The sequence below is a fragment of the Streptococcus australis genome (genome assembly GCF_047463015.1).
Lineage (GTDB): Bacteria > Bacillota > Bacilli > Lactobacillales > Streptococcaceae > Streptococcus > Streptococcus australis_F.
On sequence record NZ_JASHER010000004.1, the window covers coordinates 76,211 to 92,568 of the forward strand.

15 protein-coding genes are annotated in these 16,358 nt (G+C 42.9%); 12 read left to right on the top strand and 3 right to left on the bottom strand.

All coding sequences use genetic code 11. The annotated features are described in order from the left end of the window. Positions 1-114: 114 nt before the first annotated feature. Positions 115-2,616 carry a leucine--tRNA ligase gene (gene leuS / locus QM873_RS05150; RefSeq protein ID WP_219074943.1) on the top strand — a complete coding sequence of 834 codons (2,502 nt, stop codon included), beginning with the start codon at positions 115-117 and terminating at the stop codon, positions 2,614-2,616. A gap of 193 nt (positions 2,617-2,809) precedes the next feature. Here the strand turns inward: leuS and QM873_RS05155 are convergent, their stop codons facing one another. Both QM873_RS05155 and QM873_RS05160 read right to left on the bottom strand, forming a co-directional pair. Beyond that, positions 2,810-2,968 (bottom strand): class IIb bacteriocin, lactobin A/cerein 7B family, encoded by a 159-nt coding sequence (locus QM873_RS05155; RefSeq protein ID WP_048717604.1) that lies wholly within the window; start codon positions 2,966-2,968, stop codon positions 2,810-2,812. 214 nt (positions 2,969-3,182) lie between these two features. Beyond that, positions 3,183-3,371, bottom strand: coding sequence for a Blp family class II bacteriocin (locus QM873_RS05160; RefSeq protein ID WP_117744932.1), 189 nt, complete (start codon positions 3,369-3,371; stop codon positions 3,183-3,185). A 167-nt stretch (positions 3,372-3,538) separates the two neighbouring features. Between QM873_RS05160 and QM873_RS05165 the strand changes: the two genes are divergently transcribed. The 6 genes from QM873_RS05165 to glmS all read left to right on the top strand — a co-directional run bounded on the left by QM873_RS05165 (position 3,539) and on the right by glmS (position 10,963). After that, positions 3,539-4,231 (top strand): gamma-glutamyl-gamma-aminobutyrate hydrolase family protein, encoded by a 693-nt coding sequence (locus QM873_RS05165; RefSeq protein ID WP_123160820.1) that lies wholly within the window; start codon positions 3,539-3,541, stop codon positions 4,229-4,231. Positions 4,232-4,378: 147 nt separating this feature from the next. Further along, on the top strand, positions 4,379-5,764 hold the full coding sequence (locus QM873_RS05170) for a glycoside hydrolase family 1 protein (protein ID WP_342992153.1): 1,386 nt from the start codon (positions 4,379-4,381) through the stop codon (positions 5,762-5,764). A gap of 211 nt (positions 5,765-5,975) precedes the next feature. Further along, positions 5,976-6,902 (top strand): helix-turn-helix domain-containing protein, encoded by a 927-nt coding sequence (locus QM873_RS05175; RefSeq protein WP_238662906.1) that lies wholly within the window; start codon positions 5,976-5,978, stop codon positions 6,900-6,902. Positions 6,903-7,090: 188 nt separating this feature from the next. Continuing rightward, entirely contained in the window at positions 7,091-8,020 is a 930-nt protein-coding gene (locus QM873_RS05180) for an ABC transporter ATP-binding protein (RefSeq protein ID WP_023022138.1), read from the top strand. Continuing rightward, a complete protein-coding gene (locus QM873_RS05185; protein ID WP_023022139.1) occupies positions 8,013-8,891 on the top strand; it encodes an ABC transporter permease in 879 nt (292 codons plus the stop codon). Before QM873_RS05180 ends, QM873_RS05185 begins: the two co-directional genes overlap by 8 nt. Before the next feature lie 263 nt (positions 8,892-9,154). Continuing rightward, positions 9,155-10,963: a glutamine--fructose-6-phosphate transaminase (isomerizing) gene (glmS, locus tag QM873_RS05190; RefSeq protein WP_414278965.1), complete on the top strand. Its 1,809-nt coding sequence runs from the start codon at positions 9,155-9,157 to the stop codon at positions 10,961-10,963. A gap of 266 nt (positions 10,964-11,229) precedes the next feature. Here the strand turns inward: glmS and QM873_RS05195 are convergent, their stop codons facing one another. After that, a complete protein-coding gene (locus QM873_RS05195; protein WP_414278944.1) occupies positions 11,230-12,051 on the bottom strand; it encodes a Cof-type HAD-IIB family hydrolase in 822 nt (273 codons plus the stop codon). Positions 12,052-12,370: 319 nt separating this feature from the next. Here QM873_RS05195 and QM873_RS05200 point away from each other — a divergent pair, with 319 nt between their 5' ends. From QM873_RS05200 to QM873_RS05220, 5 genes are all read left to right on the top strand, one after another. Next, on the top strand, positions 12,371-13,372 hold the full coding sequence (locus QM873_RS05200) for a uroporphyrinogen decarboxylase family protein (RefSeq protein WP_006596959.1): 1,002 nt from the start codon (positions 12,371-12,373) through the stop codon (positions 13,370-13,372). Positions 13,373-13,390: 18 nt separating this feature from the next. Next, positions 13,391-13,591 carry a hypothetical protein gene (locus QM873_RS05205; protein ID WP_006595041.1) on the top strand — a complete coding sequence of 67 codons (201 nt, stop codon included), beginning with the start codon at positions 13,391-13,393 and terminating at the stop codon, positions 13,589-13,591. Positions 13,592-13,690: 99 nt separating this feature from the next. After that, on the top strand, positions 13,691-14,692 hold the full coding sequence (locus QM873_RS05210) for a uroporphyrinogen decarboxylase family protein (RefSeq protein ID WP_006595040.1): 1,002 nt from the start codon (positions 13,691-13,693) through the stop codon (positions 14,690-14,692). Positions 14,693-14,719: 27 nt separating this feature from the next. Then, positions 14,720-15,598, top strand: a complete 879-nt coding sequence (locus QM873_RS05215) for a transporter substrate-binding domain-containing protein (RefSeq protein WP_414278945.1) — start codon at positions 14,720-14,722, stop codon at positions 15,596-15,598. 66 nt (positions 15,599-15,664) lie between these two features. After that, on the top strand, positions 15,665-16,357 hold the full coding sequence (locus QM873_RS05220) for an amino acid ABC transporter permease (protein ID WP_006595038.1): 693 nt from the start codon (positions 15,665-15,667) through the stop codon (positions 16,355-16,357). Position 16,358 lies beyond the last annotated feature (1 nt).

A 16,358-nucleotide genomic window follows, 5' to 3' on the forward strand; every position in this document is an offset into this window, starting at 1 on the left:
CCGCAGACAATTGAGAGGCTAGGACTTTGTCCCAGCCTCTTTTTGGTGGATAGAACCTTTAAAAATCCCCTAAAAATGGTATAATAGGAGCATCACGAAAATTGGAGAGACAGCATGAGTTTTTACAATCATAAAGAAATCGAGCCTAAGTGGCAGAAACACTGGGCTGACCATCACACCTTTAAGACAGGAACAGACGCTTCAAAACCTAAGTTTTATGCGCTTGACATGTTCCCTTACCCATCTGGAGCGGGTCTTCACGTAGGACACCCAGAAGGTTATACGGCAACAGATATCCTTAGCCGTTTCAAACGTGCCCAAGGCTACAATGTCCTTCACCCAATGGGATGGGATGCTTTTGGTTTGCCTGCTGAGCAATATGCCATGGATACAGGGAATGACCCAGCAGAATTCACAGCAGAAAATATTGCCAACTTCAAACGCCAAATCAATGCGCTTGGCTTCTCTTACGACTGGGACCGTGAAGTCAATACGACAGATCCGAACTACTACAAGTGGACGCAATGGATCTTCACTAAACTTTACGAAAAAGGTTTGGCTTATGAAGCTGAAGTGCCAGTAAACTGGGTTGAGGAACTAGGAACAGCCATCGCTAACGAAGAAGTCCTTCCAGATGGAACATCTGAGCGTGGTGGCTATCCAGTTGTCCGCAAACCAATGCGCCAATGGATGCTCAAGATCACTGCCTATGCGGAGCGCTTGCTCAATGACTTGGATGACCTGGATTGGCCAGAATCTATCAAGGACATGCAACGCAACTGGATTGGGAAATCAACTGGTGCCAATGTCACTTTCAAGGTGAAAGGAACAGACAAGGAATTCACCGTCTTTACAACACGTCCAGATACCCTTTTTGGTGCGACCTTCACTGTTTTGGCTCCTGAGCATGACTTGGTAGATGCCATCACAATTCCGGAACAAGCAGAGGCTGTAGCTGACTACAAACACCAAGCAAGCCTCAAGTCAGACTTGGCTCGTACAGACCTTGCCAAGGAAAAAACAGGGGTTTGGACTGGTGCTTATGCCATCAACCCTGTCAATGGCAAAGAAATCCCAATCTGGATTGCCGACTATGTTCTTGCTAGCTACGGAACAGGTGCTGTTATGGCCGTACCTGCCCACGATGAGCGTGACTGGGAATTTGCTAAACAGTTTGGTCTTCCAATCGTAGAAGTGTTGGAAGGTGGAAACGTTGAAGAAGCAGCTTACACAGAAGATGGTCTTCACGTCAACTCAGACTTCTTGAACGGGCTTAACAAAGAAGAAGCGATTGCTAAGATTGTGGCTTGGTTGGAAGAAAAAGGCTGTGGTCAAGAAAAAATCACTTACCGTCTTCGTGACTGGCTCTTTAGCCGTCAACGTTACTGGGGTGAACCAATCCCAATCATTCATTGGGAAGATGGGACTTCAACGGCTGTTCCTGAAAATGAATTGCCACTTGTCTTGCCTGTAACCAAGGATATCCGTCCTTCAGGTACTGGGGAGAGTCCACTAGCTAACTTGACTGACTGGCTTGAAGTGACTCGTGAAGATGGCGTGAAAGGCCGTCGCGAGACCAACACCATGCCACAATGGGCAGGTTCAAGCTGGTACTACCTCCGCTATATCGACCCACATAACACAGAAAAATTGGCTGACGAAGATCTCCTTAAACAATGGTTGCCAGTAGATATCTACGTGGGTGGTGCAGAACACGCCGTTCTTCACTTGCTTTACGCTCGTTTCTGGCATAAATTCCTCTATGATATCGGTGTCGTTCCAACGAAAGAGCCATTCCAAAAACTCTTTAACCAAGGTATGATCTTGGGGACTAGCTACCGTGACCACCGTGGGGCTCTTGTAGCGACTGACAAGGTTGAAAAACGCGACGGTTCCTTCTTCCATGTGGAAACAGGAGAAGAGTTGGAGCAAGCACCAGCTAAGATGTCGAAATCCCTCAAGAACGTGGTTAACCCAGACGATGTGGTGGAACAATACGGTGCCGATACCCTTCGTGTCTATGAAATGTTCATGGGACCACTTGACGCTTCGATCGCTTGGTCAGAAGAAGGCTTGGAAGGAAGCCGTAAATTCCTCGACCGTGTTTACCGTTTGATTACAAGCAAAGAAATCGTTGCGGAAAACAATGGTGCTCTTGACAAGGTTTATAACGAAACTGTTAAATCTGTCACAGAGCAAATCGAGTCGATGAAGTTTAATACAGACATTGCCCAACTCATGGTCTTTGTCAATGCTGCTAATAAGGAAGACAAACTCTATGTGGATTATGCCAAAGGATTTATCCAATTGCTTGCCCCAGTTGCGCCTCACTTGGCAGAAGAACTCTGGCAAATAGTGGCAGCAACAGGTGAGTCTATCTCTTATGTAGCTTGGCCAACATGGGACGAAAGCAAATTGGTTGAAGACGAAATTGAAATCGTCGTCCAAATCAAAGGTAAAGTCCGTGCTAAACTCATGGTCGCTAAAGACTTGTCACGCGAAGAATTGCAAGAAGTTGCTCTGGCTGACGAAAAAGTCAAGGCCGAGATCGATGGCAAGGAAATTGTGAAAGTAATTAGTGTACCAAATAAATTGGTTAATATTGTTGTAAAATAAGGTTAAAAAGAGGCTGGGACAAAAGTCCTAGCCTCTAAATTGTCTTTGGATTGTAGAGCAAGACGCAGTGGTTGAGTGGGCTCTACTACGCTGCTTTCATCAGCTTTTACAGCCCTACTCAACTGTGCGGAGGTGGGACGACGAAATCGAATTCTAACGAATGACCGATTTCTGTCCCACTCTCTTTTCTATATTAATGACGTCGGGCCAAGTCAGCCCCAAATTTATACCCTGCATTAAAGACGGATACGAAAAAGTTCGCAACTCCTGAAATCGCAACGATTTCAGCTAGGCCGACACCGCCCTTTGTGTTTTCTAATTCTTCAGTTGTTAAAAGTTGTAAATTGTTCATTGCTTTTCTCCTTTCTGATTCCCCGATATGCAATGATGAGGATCCAAATAACAAGAATCCCAGAAAGTAAATCACTCACTCCATAAGTTTCAAATGGGAGTGTGAGATAGTGAAGGTCGTGTAAGATTTGTAGAACTGCTAAAAAGATTCTAGAAAAAAGTAAAGTAGATATCGTGATGATATGGAATATGCGTCTTTTTTTCATCGTTCTTACCTATGGACGATTAGCTAGATATCCTAGTCCTGCTCCTGCAGCAAAAACTAGTCCGATACTACCGACAGCAGCTGTGGCAATTTTCCATGTAGCTACCCCTGCAACTACAGCTGGGATAAATCCCCCTTGAATAGTGGCTAGTTCATGATCTGATAGTATGTCATCAGAATGAATAGAAATTGTGTTCATCTATCTTCTCCTTTCTTTGAAGAAAATTGATTCTTCACATATATTATTCGTAAAAATTCTGGAAAAACTCTCATTATTTGAAAATACATGAAAAAAGTTGAAAGTCACCTTCAGAGTGTGGTAAAATAAGGAACTATATTAGCTACGAAGAGATTGGAGAATGAGCGATGAAGAAACCAGTGATTGGGATAACGGGTAATCAACGTCCTTTTCGTGAAGAAGAAGGAATGTACCTCAGCTATACACCGACAGGCTTTGTCCAGGGAGTTCAAGAAGCAGGGGGCATCCCTCTGATCCTTCCAATTGGAGATCCTACAACGGCTGGCCACTATATTTCCTTGATTGACAAGTTGATTATCACAGGTGGTCAGCATGTCTCTCCTCAGTTTTATGGAGCAGAGAAGGAGATTGTCAGCGATGATTACTTGATCGAGCGCGACCTTTTCGAGTTGGCTTTGATCAAGGAAGCGGTAGCTGCTAAGAAGCCCATCTTTACAGTTTGTCGAGGCATGCAGCTTTACAATGTCGCCATGGGCGGGACGCTTTACCAAGATATCGACCACCACTGGCAGGAAAATCCTGCTAGCGAAGCCAGTCATTCAATCGAAACCGTCGAGGGGACCGTTTTGCGAGACTTGTTCGGAGAAGTTGGTCAGATCAATTCCTACCACCATCAAGGGATCAAGGATTTAGCCCCTCATCTAGAAGTGATTGCTGTTAGTCCGGATGACCAGATTATCGAAGCGGTTCAATCATCCTACGGGACAGCCTTTCTAGGGGTTCAGTGGCATCCAGAACTGCGTTACCAGATAAGTGAGGGAGACAAGGCTCTCTTTGATTATGTCGTCAATCAATTATAATGGAAACAAAACACGTTAGAAAATCGGGTCTTCTGATAGCTAGCGTGTTTTTTCTATAATCTGCGTAAAAATGACTGAAAATAGTCTCTAGGAAGAGTGCTGAAAGGGAGTATAATAGAGAGGAAGACAATGAGAGAGGATAAAGATATGATTAACTTTCCACAAGATTTTTTATGGGGGACATCGACATCTGGTCCACAGACAGAAGGGCGTTTTGCCGGAGATGGTAAGGGGGACAATCTCTGGGACTACTGGTATCAAGTAGAGCCTCATCGCTTTCGTTTCCAAGAAGGGCCCGGTTTAACTTCGACCTTTTATGAAAATTGGGAAGAAGACATTGAGCTTCTAGTCGAGACTGGGCATACCGCCTTTCGGACTTCTATCCAATGGTCTCGGATCTTCCCTGAGGGGCGTGGAGAAGTCAATCCAGTAGGAGTGGCTTTTTACCGCCAAGTATTTGAACGCATCAAATCCAAAGGCATTCATTTGATGGTCAATCTTTATCACTTTGACCTTCCTTTTGCCTTGCAAGAACAAGGAGATGGTTGGGAGAACAAGGAGACGGTCTATGCCTATCGCGACTACGCTCGCTTCTGCTTTGAAACCTATGGGGACTTGGTCGATCAGTGGATTACCTTTAATGAGCCCATTGTTCCTGTAGAGTTTGGTTATTTTTATGATGCCCATTACCCACATAAGGTTGACGCCGCTGCAGCAGTCAAAGTCGCCTACCATACCCAGTTGGCAAGCAGCCTTGCTGTCAAGGCCTGCCATGAGGTGGATCCAAACTATCGAATCGGAGTGGTATTGAACTTGACACCAGCCTACCCTCGGAGCCAACATCCAGCAGATGTCAAGGCGGCACGAATCGCTGAACTCTTCCAAGCCAAGTCTTTTCTTGATCCGTCTGTGCTTGGGACTTACCCATCAGAGTTGATAGAGATTCTGAGAGAGCACGATCTCTTGCCAGAAGTAGATCCAAGTGACTTAGAGCTGATAAAAGAACATACAGTTGACTTCTTAGGGGTCAACTATTACCAGCCAATGCGGGTCTCTGCTCCCCGTTATGCGCCAAACCCAGAGTCTCCGATGCTGGTTGAGCAATTCTACGAACCCTATGTCATGCCAGGAAGAAAGATCAATCCACATAGAGGCTGGGAAATCTATGAGCAGGGCTTGTATGATATTGCTCAAAATATTAAGGAAAATTACGGTAACATCGAGTGGCTCCTAACAGAGAATGGAATGGGAGTTGAAGGGGAAGAAAAATTCCGCCAGAACGGGGAAATCCAAGATGACTACCGGATTGACTTCGTCAAAGACCACCTGCGTGAATTGCACCGAGCTATCCAAGATGGGGCCAACTGTAAGGGCTACCTTATGTGGACCTTTATCGACTGCTGGTCTTGGCTCAATGGCTATAAAAACCGCTATGGCCTTGTCGAATTAGACCTAGCCACTCAAGAAAGACGCCTAAAAAAATCTGGTCATTGGTTCCGTGAATTGAGCCAGCAGAATGGATTTGAAGAGTAAGTTTTTGAGGATTCTGTTATCTAAGTACGATAGGCCCGTTCATTTCAGTAAATGACTGACTAGTTTTATTTTCGGAAGTGTGGAACTCCATCAGATGCAGATGTTTCTGACGGCATTCTTCATTTCCGATTTTTCATTTAGTGCTGGAAAAGGTTCAAAACCCTTCAACTTCAATATGTGCTATAATGAAATCAGAAGAAAAGGAGCTTGTATGATGGATTTTAAAACAGAACTAGGACAAAAAGTACAAACTCTACGTGAAAGTAAGGGATTAAGTAGACAAGCAATCTGTGGTATTGAGGACCTATTAACGACGCGCCAACTCCAGCGAATTGAAAAGGGTCAGTCTTTGCCAACGATTGCAACAGCGAAGTATATTGCTGAACAACTAGGTGTCTCCCTAGATACGCTAACGAATCAAACTAGTTTGGAATTGCCTGCAGAATATCTGAACCTGAAATATCAACTACGAACGTTATACCATTATGGAGATCAAGATCGTCTTCATCGGCATGAAGAAATTATTGAGGATATTTACGAAAACTATTTTGATAACCTGCCAGAGGAAGAAAAACTGTCTGTCCAGGTCGCCCAAGCCACGGTTGATATGATTGGATCCAAAAATCCTTCTTTTGATCAAGGTTTATTAGATGAGTATCTAGAGCAAGCCATGAAGAAAAAAGAGTTAAGTCTCAACGATGTGGAGATTATCAAATTGCGCTTGCTTTCTTTGGCTTTGGGAGCCTTTGATCAAGATGAATTTATACACTTAGTAGAGAAAATCCTACTTGCGATAGATTATTTCCCCTTATCAGAGTTGGAAATACTACAAAACACTCTTATCTCAGCTGCAGGTGTGTTAGCCCATTATGGGATATACGACAGATTGCCAGACATTGTTAAAGCCTTAAATGATATTATGACAAAGAGACATGATTTTCAGGATAATATTTTTGTTTATGCTTTAAATTGGAAAGTTGCTTTATTTATAGAAGATGACTTAGAAAAAGCAAAAAATGATTATCAAAAAGTATGCTTGATGGCTGATTTGTTATCTGAGGATCTAGTGAAGAGAAACATGCAAGAAGAGTGGAAAGAGGACCTTGCCAAAAAAGGTCTAAACTACACTGAGGTATAGTGAAGTATTTATCCTTTCGTCTGTTGTTCTCAAAAAAATATAAAATGAATATTGAAAACCTGTGAATCTTCACAGGTTTTTTTGGTGAAAATGATGGTTAGACTGGACATGAATGTCCTCACGTTAGAGGATAGAAATTGGATATACTGAGAGTACAAGGAAAGAAAAAAGGATCTTGGTGTCAGAAAATGGAAATTAGATTACACAATGTAAAGAAAAGCTATGGTTCCTTTGAGGCTTTGAAAGGAATTGATTTAGTTCTTGAGGAAGGTAAATTTTATGGACTTCTTGGACCGAATGGGGCTGGAAAAACAACGCTTTTTAATTTGTTGATTCAGAATTTCAAGCCAAGTTCAGGAGAGATTTTTTGGGAAGTAGATGGAAAATCATTGTCAACGAAAGATTTTTATCGACATATCGGTATTGTATTTCAAAGCAATCGTCTAGATGATAACTTAACGGTAGAGGAAAATTTGATTTCGCGTGGAGCCTTGTACGGCTTATCAAAATCACAAGTACAAACGCGTATTAGAGATCTGCAATCCTATTTGGATGTAGCCACTCTTAAAAAGAAAAACTATGGCAGTTTATCAGGAGGACAAAAACGAAAAGTAGATATTGCCCGAGCGTTATTGCCACAACCGTCTTTGCTCTTGTTAGATGAGCCAACAACTGGTTTAGATCCACAATCTCGTCATGATTTATGGGAAGCGATTCATCATCTGAACAAAAAAGAAAATATGACAGTCGTTCTAATTACACACTATTTAGAAGAGATGGCTACTTGTGATGTCTTAAATGTCTTAATCGAAGGGAACTTGTACTATTCAGGAGATATTGCCAATTTTATTAAACAGCATTCAACCACTAACCTGAATCTTACGTTAAAACCTGGTAAACCAGTCAATTCGTTATCTGTCTCTAAGTTTGCTAATAAGTGTCAGATCCTTTCGGAGGCAGAAGTCGTATGTAAGGATGTTTCCGTTGAAGAGATGATGGAAATTATTGCAGAAAATCAAGGAAAATCAATTATTGAAACATTTAATGTAGAATATTCAAATTTAGAAGCAGCTTATTTGAACTTACTAAGATCTAAAGGAGGGGAAGGGAATGCTTGAATTAATCTCTAGAAATCGGAAAGTCTATACAAGAGATCGCTTAGCTTTCTTTATGTCCTTCTTATCGGTCATCATCTTGATCTTGGTTTATCAAGTCTTTTTAGGACAAATTCAGATTGATGCCATCAAGGAGGCTTTGAATAGTGATACCGCTTCTACGGACACCATCCAGATGGTCAATTATTGGTTAATCTCAGGTTTAACGACCATTATTTCAATGACCAGTACTCTTGGTGCATTTGGAGTGATGGTTTCGGATAGAGAAAAGAAGTTGAGTGAGGACTTTAAAGTCAGTCCAGTTTCTAACTTTAAAATTGAACTATCGTATGCGGTCTTTGCGATTTTATTTGGGATTATTATGACCATGTTCTCTTGTATCTTTGCAATTGGTATGTTTAATGGTTTTAGTGCTCTTCTTGACTATTCTATGATGGACTACTTATCTATTTTAGGAGTTGTCACATTGGGAACGATGTTGTCTGCAACTATTATTCTGCCAATCCTAGCTTTTATTCGAACCAGTTCAGCATTTACAACTTTGAGTACAATAGTTGGAACTTTTATCGGATTCATTTCAGGTGTTTATCTTTCGATTGGATCCGTAGGAGAAAGCTTGCAACAGGTCATGTCCTGGTTCCCTTTGACACAAGTGAATGCACTACTAAAACAGATTTTAATGAAAGATGCAATTAGTAAAGTCTTTGATCATGCACCGTCTACAGTAATTACGAACTACAAAGAATCTTATGGGATTATCTTGCAAAATGCGAGTGGGGAACATCTATCGAATCACTTCATGCTTGCTTATCTTTCGATTGTTATAGTTGTTTTGCTGGGAGTTGATTTGATGATTAAAAAGATCAAAAAATGAAGTGAAACTTATACAATTACTCGATAGGCATCTAGATCAGTTGAAATCAATTACTATCTTAAATGAAGCCAATCATCCTACCCTATCAATCAACGTGTTGATAGGTTTTTCTTAACTCTTTCTTAACTAGACCAATTTCTAGTATTTTTTAGGTTGACAAACAGGAAAAAGCATTGTATACTGACTCCACTGATGATTTTTCTATCAAATCAGACTATACCAATTTTAAGGAGAAAGCACAGCTGGTCTGTGTCGTATATACTATGTGTGGAATTGTTGGTGTTGTTGGAAATACAAATGCAACGGATATTTTGATTCAAGGGCTTGAAAAGCTCGAATACCGTGGTTATGATTCTGCGGGGATTTTTGTCCTAGGTGGTGCTGAAAACCATCTGGTCAAGGCTGTAGGTCGTATTGCAGAATTGTCTGCCAAGACAGCTGGTGTTGAGGGAACAACTGGTATTGGACATACTCGTTGGGCTACTCATGGGAAACCAACGGAAGACAATGCTCACCCACATCGCTCTGAGACAGAACGTTTTGTCTTGGTTCACAATGGGGTGATTGAGAACTATCTTGAAATCAAGGAAGAATACCTTGCAGGGCACCACTTTAAGGGGCAAACAGATACAGAAATCGCTGTTCACTTGATTGGGAAATTTGCCGAAGAAGAGGGCTTGTCAGTACTTGAAGCCTTCAAAAAAGCTCTTCACATCATCCGCGGTTCTTATGCCTTTGCCTTGATTGACTCTGAAAATCCAGATGTCATCTATGTGGCAAAAAACAAATCACCACTCTTGATTGGTCTTGGAGATGGTTACAATATGGTCTGCTCTGATGCCATGGCTATGATTCGTGAAACCAACCAATACATGGAAATTCATGACCAAGAATTGGTCATCGTCAAGGCTGATAGTGTTGAAGTGCAAGACTATGATGGAAATCGTCGTGAACGTGCTAGCTACACTGCTGAACTTGACTTGTCAGATATCGGTAAGGGTACCTACCCTTACTACATGCTCAAGGAAATCGATGAGCAACCAACGGTGATGCGTAAGTTGATCCAAGCCTATACAGATGAGGCTGGTCAAGTAGTCGTAGATCCAGCTATCATCAAGGCTGTTCAAGAGGCAGATCGCATCTACATCCTTGCGGCTGGAACATCTTACCATGCAGGATTTGCTTCTAAGAAGATGTTGGAAGAATTGACAGATACACCAGTTGAACTTGGGATCTCATCTGAGTGGGGCTACGGAATGCCGCTTCTCAGCAAGAAACCACTTTTCATCTTTATCAGTCAGTCTGGTGAAACAGCTGATAGCCGTCAGGTTTTGGTCAAAGCCAATGAAATGGGTATTCCAAGCTTGACAGTGACAAACGTACCAGGTTCAACTCTTTCTCGTGAAGCTAACCATACGATGTTGCTTCATGCAGGTCCTGAAATTGCCGTAGCATCAACCAAGGCCTATACAGCACAAATCGCAGCCCTTGCCTTCCTTGCAAAAGCAGTTGGTGAAGCAAACGGCAACGAAAAAGCGCAAGCCTTTGATCTTGTTCATGAGTTGTCTATCGTCGCTCAGTCGATCGAGTCAACTCTTTCAGAAAAAGAATTGATTGATGCTAAGGTTCGTGACCTTCTTGAAACAACACGTAACGCCTTTTACATCGGACGTGGTCAAGATTACTATGTAGCCATGGAAGCCAGTCTCAAACTCAAAGAGATTTCTTACATCCAATGTGAAGGCTTTGCGGCCGGAGAACTCAAACACGGAACCATTGCTTTGATCGAGGATGGAACACCTGTTTTGGCCCTCTTGTCAGACCCAGTTCTTGCAAACCACACTCGTGGAAATATCCAAGAAGTTGCTGCCCGTGGTGCTAAGGTTCTCACCATCGCAGAAGAAAATGTTGCCAAAGATACAGACGATATCGTTCTTACGACCGTACACCCTTACCTCTCACCAATCTCAATGGTCGTACCAACTCAATTGGTCGCTTACTTTGCAACCCTCCATCGTGGACTCGATGTGGACAAACCACGGAACCTTGCTAAATCTGTAACAGTAGAATAAAAAAAGAAGCTAGGATCCAGTCCTAGCTTCTTTTTCTTTTATTAGAGGCTGGGTTACAAACGGTGAGTTGAAAAGAGAAGGAAGAGTTATAAAGAGGCTGGGACAAAAGTCCTAGCCTCTCAATTGTCTTTGGATTGTCGAGCAAGACGCAGTGGTTGAGTGGGCTCTACTACGCTACTTTCATCAGCTTTTACAGTCCTACTCAACTGTGCGGAGGTGGGACGACGAAATCGAATTCTAACGAATGACCGATTTCTGCCCCACTCTCATTTGTTTGATGGGGATAAGACATACTCTTGGATAGCTTGTGCTACACCGTGTTCTTGGTTGCTGGTGGTGACAACTTGAGCTTCCTTCTGGACAGCTTCAGGAGCATTTCCCATGGCAACTCCAAGTCCAGCCAGACGAATCATGGGGAGGTCATTGAAGTGATCTCCGATGGTCATGACCTCTTCTAAGGGAACTTGGTAGTAAGCAGCCAATTCAAGGACAGCATCCCTTTTTGAGACGGATTTGGCAGTGACTTCTAGGTAGTTTTCTTTTGAAAGGTAAAAGGCAGTCTGAGGAAATTCTTGTGGATCCAGCTTCTGATAGAGTTCTTGAATGTTCTGAGTATCGCCGATCAAGAGCAATTTATGTAGATGGAGAGCATCGTCAGAGAGGGTCTGAGAAAGGGGCTGTATCTGTGGCGTCTCACCAGTAATCGAAGCCTCAACTTGGGTCCACTGGTCCTCTCTGGAGTTAAACCAGACTGACCCACTATAACAATTAATCGAAATGCTGGAATCTAGTTCTTCCACACGATGGAGGAAGGTGCGGATCTCATCTTTGTTCAGGCTGTGTTCAAATAGAATCTCTTCTCCCTTGACGATGAGAGCTCCATTATAGCAAGCGATTGGTTCCTGGTGGACGCCCAATCTTCTTGCGATAGGAGCAATCCCGATAGGAGAACGAGCCGATGCCAAGATAAAAGGAATCTTTTTTTCTTGGAGCTTGGGGATGAGTTCGATGAGGTCGGGATCGACCTGATGCTGCTGGTCCAGAATGGTTCCGTCAATATCACTGACAATTAAACGAATGGAAGACATAGGCACCTCCTTTTTCTTTAGTATACCATATTTTAGGAGAATGAAAAGGAGGGGTATAGTTGATTCTTATAACGGGGTCAAGTAATTTTCAAAGTAGGTTCCTTTCTTCAAAAATAAAATAATAGATCAGAATGCGCGCAAGGCTTTATTTTCAAGGGCTTGCGCTTTTTTTGATACCTACCTCAATAAAGAAATTTTAAGGCCTTGATAGGGAAAATATATTAGTCAGCTACTTTTCGAGGTGATATCATGGTTACAAATTTCAGAAGGGCAGCAATCAGTCTTCCTTTTGGAGAAGAGATTGAGGAGGTTTCACGGTATGAGTAAAAAAGAATTGGTTCTTCGTGCCATTCGAGGCGAAGCAGTAGAGCGAATTCCTGTAGGATTTTGGCTCCATTATGTGACCCAAGAAGAAAAAGAATTGGGTCTAGACAATCCGGCCGTACTTGAAAAAAGTATCAAAGGACACCAACACTATGTTGAAGAAATTTCCCCTGATTTTGTCAAGATTATGAGCGATGGCTTCTTCCGCTATCCGAGTGCTCTTTATTCGAGAGAGATCACATCAATCCAAGAATTAAAGGATATTCAGCCCATCGGAGAGCATCATCCTTGGATTGAAAAACAAATTGAAGTGGTCAAGGAAATTCGTTCTCATTTTCATGAGGAGATTGCTTCTTTCTACAACATCTTCTCGCCCATTTCTTATTTGAAACGCTGGTTCCGGACAGATCATTCTCGCGGGGATCAAGTGATTGCGGACTTTATCAAGGAAGATCCAGAAACCTTGGCCCATGTACTTGATGTCATTGCTGAAGATATCGCTATTCTTAGTCGCCGCTTGATCCAAGAAGCGGGAGTGGAAGGGATTTACTTCTCAACTCAGCAGATCCAAGATGAGCGCGTGACAGATGAAGAATACCGCAAGATTATTGAACCGAGCAGTATCGCTGTCCTAGAAGCGGCCAATGAAGCGGGTGGCATCAATATCCTTCATATCTGTGGCTTTGAAGGAGCTAGCAATGAAGTGGAACTCTTCAAGGATTATCCAGCTCAGGTTATCAACTGGGCGACCCATCATGAAGGGATCAGCTTAGCAGAGGGGCGCAAGCTCTTTGGCAATCGCGCCGTCTTGGGTGGCTTTGTCAATGGTAAGAAAGGCTTGCTCTACCAAGGGGAACGAGCAACTATCGAGCAAGAAACCCGTCGCTTGGTGGCAGAAGCTGGAAGTCGCGGTTTGATCCTTGGAGCAGACTGCACCGTGCCAGACGATTTCCAATTGGAACGTCTTGATTGGGTGCGCCAAGCAGCTGTCTTATAAAAGAGAAAGGAGAGGGAGATGAAAAAAATCAATATTTGGTGTCTGATGCTGGTAGCTTTATTCCTAGTCCTAGGACTCGCAAAAGTTGCTGCCGCTAGCAGTCAAGAGGAAAGCAAAACGGATCCGGATGTGGAAAGACTGGAGAAAATTCCAGCTCATAGTCTCTCCCTCATTCGCCCGTCTGATCTAGCAGGAGTCCTGCTCCTAGAAGATCAGTGATAAAAAAAGATGAAGGGCTTGATAAAAAATATATATTAGTCAAATAAAAGTCCAAGTGTTAAGATAACTAGCAAGAAAAGAATAGAACGAGGTAAGAACATGTCCACAAAAAGAGAATTAGTTTTAAAAGCTTTCAGAGGGGAAGCGGTTGACCGTGTGCCAGTTGGCTTTTGGCATCACTTTACAAGGGAAGAAGAATGGTTGAAAGGTTTTTCCAATCCTGAAATTATTGAAAAAAACCTCAATGGTCATAAAAACTTCCTACACAAGGTCAAACCAGACTTTGTCAAACTCATGAGTGATGGCTACTTTGCTTATCCAAACCCAGCTATTTACAAGGGCCTTGAAAACATCTCGGATTTAGCAGGGATTGAACCCCTTGGAGCAGATCATCCATGGATCACAGAGCAGGTAGAATTGGTCAAAAAAATTCGCGCTGGTTTTGAAGAGGACATTGTAGCAATCTACAACATCTTTGCTCCAGTGACCTACTTCAAATGGTTGGTCGGAGAAGTGTCAGGTGGAGATGACTTGATCGCCAACTTTATCGATCAAGATGCAGCCACTCTTAAAAAAGTATTGGATACCATTGGCCAAGATATTGCAAGTTTGAGCCAACGAATCATTAAAGAAGCTGGAGCAGACGGGATCTACCTCAGTGTTCAAAGCATCCAAGATGCGCGTGTCAGTCAGGAAGTTTACAAACAAGTCATCGCGCCTAGTGAACTCCATGTCTTAGAGACAGCTAAGGAAGCCGGTGGCGTAAATATTCTTCATATCTGTGGCTACGAAGGAGCTCGCAATGATATCCATCTCTTCACAGACTATCCAGCCCCAGTCATTAACTGGGCAGTCGGACCCGAAGGGATTAGCCTAGCAGAAGGACGCGAAATCTTCGGTGGACGCACGGTTCTCGGTGGTTTTGAAAATGGCAAAACTGGTCTTCTCTACACAGGAGACAAGGCTGCCATCCAAGCAGAAACCAAACGCATCATAGCAGAGACAGGAACCACAGGCTTGGTCATCGGTGCGGATTGTACTATCCCAAGTGACATTGATGAAGAACGAATCGAATGGGTTCGTGAAGCTGCAGCAGAATAAGGAAAATAGAAAGCGAGAAAAGAGAATATGAGTAAAAAAACATGGATTATCGGTGGGGTGGCTGTTCTTGCCCTTGCAGGTGCAACGATTATTGGTCGAAGCTTGAACCACGCAAACGACAGCAAAGAATTAACAGGATCTAATAAAGTAACAACCTTGAAAGTGGCCCACACGCAAAACTACGTGCCGTATGATTTCGTTGATGAAAAAGGGGAATCAGATGGCTATGAAGTAGCTGTGCTCAAAGCTATTGACGAAAAGCTACCAGACTACAAGTTTGAGTATACTGGAACGAGTGACGACGACCTCTTGATTGGTCTAGAATCTGGTAAATACGATATTGGAACCAAAGGAGCTTGGTATACCGAAGAACGCGCCAAGAAATTTATCATTCCAAAAGAACCAATCGGAGCCAGTATCATCGGATTTACCGTACGGAAAGAAGATGCGGATAAATACAAGAACATCGATGATTTTGCTAAAGAAAAAGGAAAATTGGTTCCAATTTCACCACAAAATGCCCAATGGAATGTCATCAAAGAATACAATGAAAAGCATAAGGACCAACCAATCGAATTAACAGCTGCAGAATCTTTCAAAGTCGCAGATGCCTATGCTTGGGTTCTGGAAGGACGTTACGACGGCTTCTTTGACATCAAACTTTCCTTTGAAAAAGCTGTCACAGATAAAGATGGTTCTTACCACCAATATGCAGACAAACTGAGCTGGTTTGCCTATAAAGGAATTCCAACTTACCCATTGATTCATAAGGATAAGAAAAACGAAAAATTTGCGGAAGCCTACAGCAAGGCCATCAAAGAATTGGAAGAAGATGGGACGCTTGCTAAACTATCCGAAAAATATTTCGGTGAAGATGTCTTCAGTTATGTAGATAAAGAAAAATAAGAAGAAACTGGGTGCGCATAGCCCCAGCTTCCTTATTTCTATACGGATACAGAAAGGAAAAGAAACATGGTCTCATACGACATTTCCAAGGTCTGGACTTTTCTCCCAACCTTGGTCCAAGCCCTACCAGCGACCCTAGCTTTGATGGTGTTAACGACGCTTCTAGGTTCGGCATTTGGCTTGGTTTTGACCTGGGCACAAGTATCAGAAGATAAGGTAGGAGCAGGTCTGGCCAAAGGCTATGTCTTTACCTTGCGTTGTACCCCTCCGATTGTCTTGCTCTTTTTGGTCTTTTATGGACTGCCCCAATTTTTGAACTGGTGGTTGGGCATTGACATTGACCACTGGTCCAAGTTTGTCTTTGTCCTGATTGCCATGTTTCTTCTCTTTGCGGCAATGATTTCTGAGGTCTTTAAGGCAGCCTATTTGGCCATTCCAAAAGGTCAGATGGAAGCGGGCTTGAGTATTGGTTTGACACCAGCTCAGACTATTTGGCGGATTGTCCTTCCACAAGCCTTTCGCGTGGCTCTTCCAAATATGACGACTGCCATCTTGAACCTCATGCGCGATGCGGCATTGGCTTATACCATTGGCTTTATCGATATCATGGGAGCAGGAAACAACTTGATCAGTCGCAATCTTGGAAATTATTCCCTCGAGACCTATACAGCCGTAGCAGTGATCTACTGGGCTATTGCCCTTGTGATTTCCTTCTCCGCTCAATTGCTTGAAAAACGACTCAGTGTAACAGAAAGGTAGC

Coding starts and splice junctions, on each gene's coding strand:
- leuS (WP_219074943.1), top strand. CDS start 115: ATGAGTTTTTACAATCATAAAGAAATCGAGCCTAAGTGGCAGAAACAC.
- QM873_RS05155 (WP_048717604.1), bottom strand. CDS start 2,968: ATGAACAATTTACAACTTTTAACAACTGAAGAATTAGAAAACACAAAG.
- QM873_RS05160 (WP_117744932.1), bottom strand. CDS start 3,371: ATGAACACAATTTCTATTCATTCTGATGACATACTATCAGATCATGAA.
- QM873_RS05165 (WP_123160820.1), top strand. CDS start 3,539: ATGAAGAAACCAGTGATTGGGATAACGGGTAATCAACGTCCTTTTCGT.
- QM873_RS05170 (WP_342992153.1), top strand. CDS start 4,379: ATGATTAACTTTCCACAAGATTTTTTATGGGGGACATCGACATCTGGT.
- QM873_RS05175 (WP_238662906.1), top strand. CDS start 5,976: ATGATGGATTTTAAAACAGAACTAGGACAAAAAGTACAAACTCTACGT.
- QM873_RS05180 (WP_023022138.1), top strand. CDS start 7,091: ATGGAAATTAGATTACACAATGTAAAGAAAAGCTATGGTTCCTTTGAG.
- QM873_RS05185 (WP_023022139.1), top strand. CDS start 8,013: ATGCTTGAATTAATCTCTAGAAATCGGAAAGTCTATACAAGAGATCGC.
- glmS (WP_414278965.1), top strand. CDS start 9,155: ATGTGTGGAATTGTTGGTGTTGTTGGAAATACAAATGCAACGGATATT.
- QM873_RS05195 (WP_414278944.1), bottom strand. CDS start 12,051: ATGTCTTCCATTCGTTTAATTGTCAGTGATATTGACGGAACCATTCTG.
- QM873_RS05200 (WP_006596959.1), top strand. CDS start 12,371: ATGAGTAAAAAAGAATTGGTTCTTCGTGCCATTCGAGGCGAAGCAGTA.
- QM873_RS05205 (WP_006595041.1), top strand. CDS start 13,391: ATGAAAAAAATCAATATTTGGTGTCTGATGCTGGTAGCTTTATTCCTA.
- QM873_RS05210 (WP_006595040.1), top strand. CDS start 13,691: ATGTCCACAAAAAGAGAATTAGTTTTAAAAGCTTTCAGAGGGGAAGCG.
- QM873_RS05215 (WP_414278945.1), top strand. CDS start 14,720: ATGAGTAAAAAAACATGGATTATCGGTGGGGTGGCTGTTCTTGCCCTT.
- QM873_RS05220 (WP_006595038.1), top strand. CDS start 15,665: ATGGTCTCATACGACATTTCCAAGGTCTGGACTTTTCTCCCAACCTTG.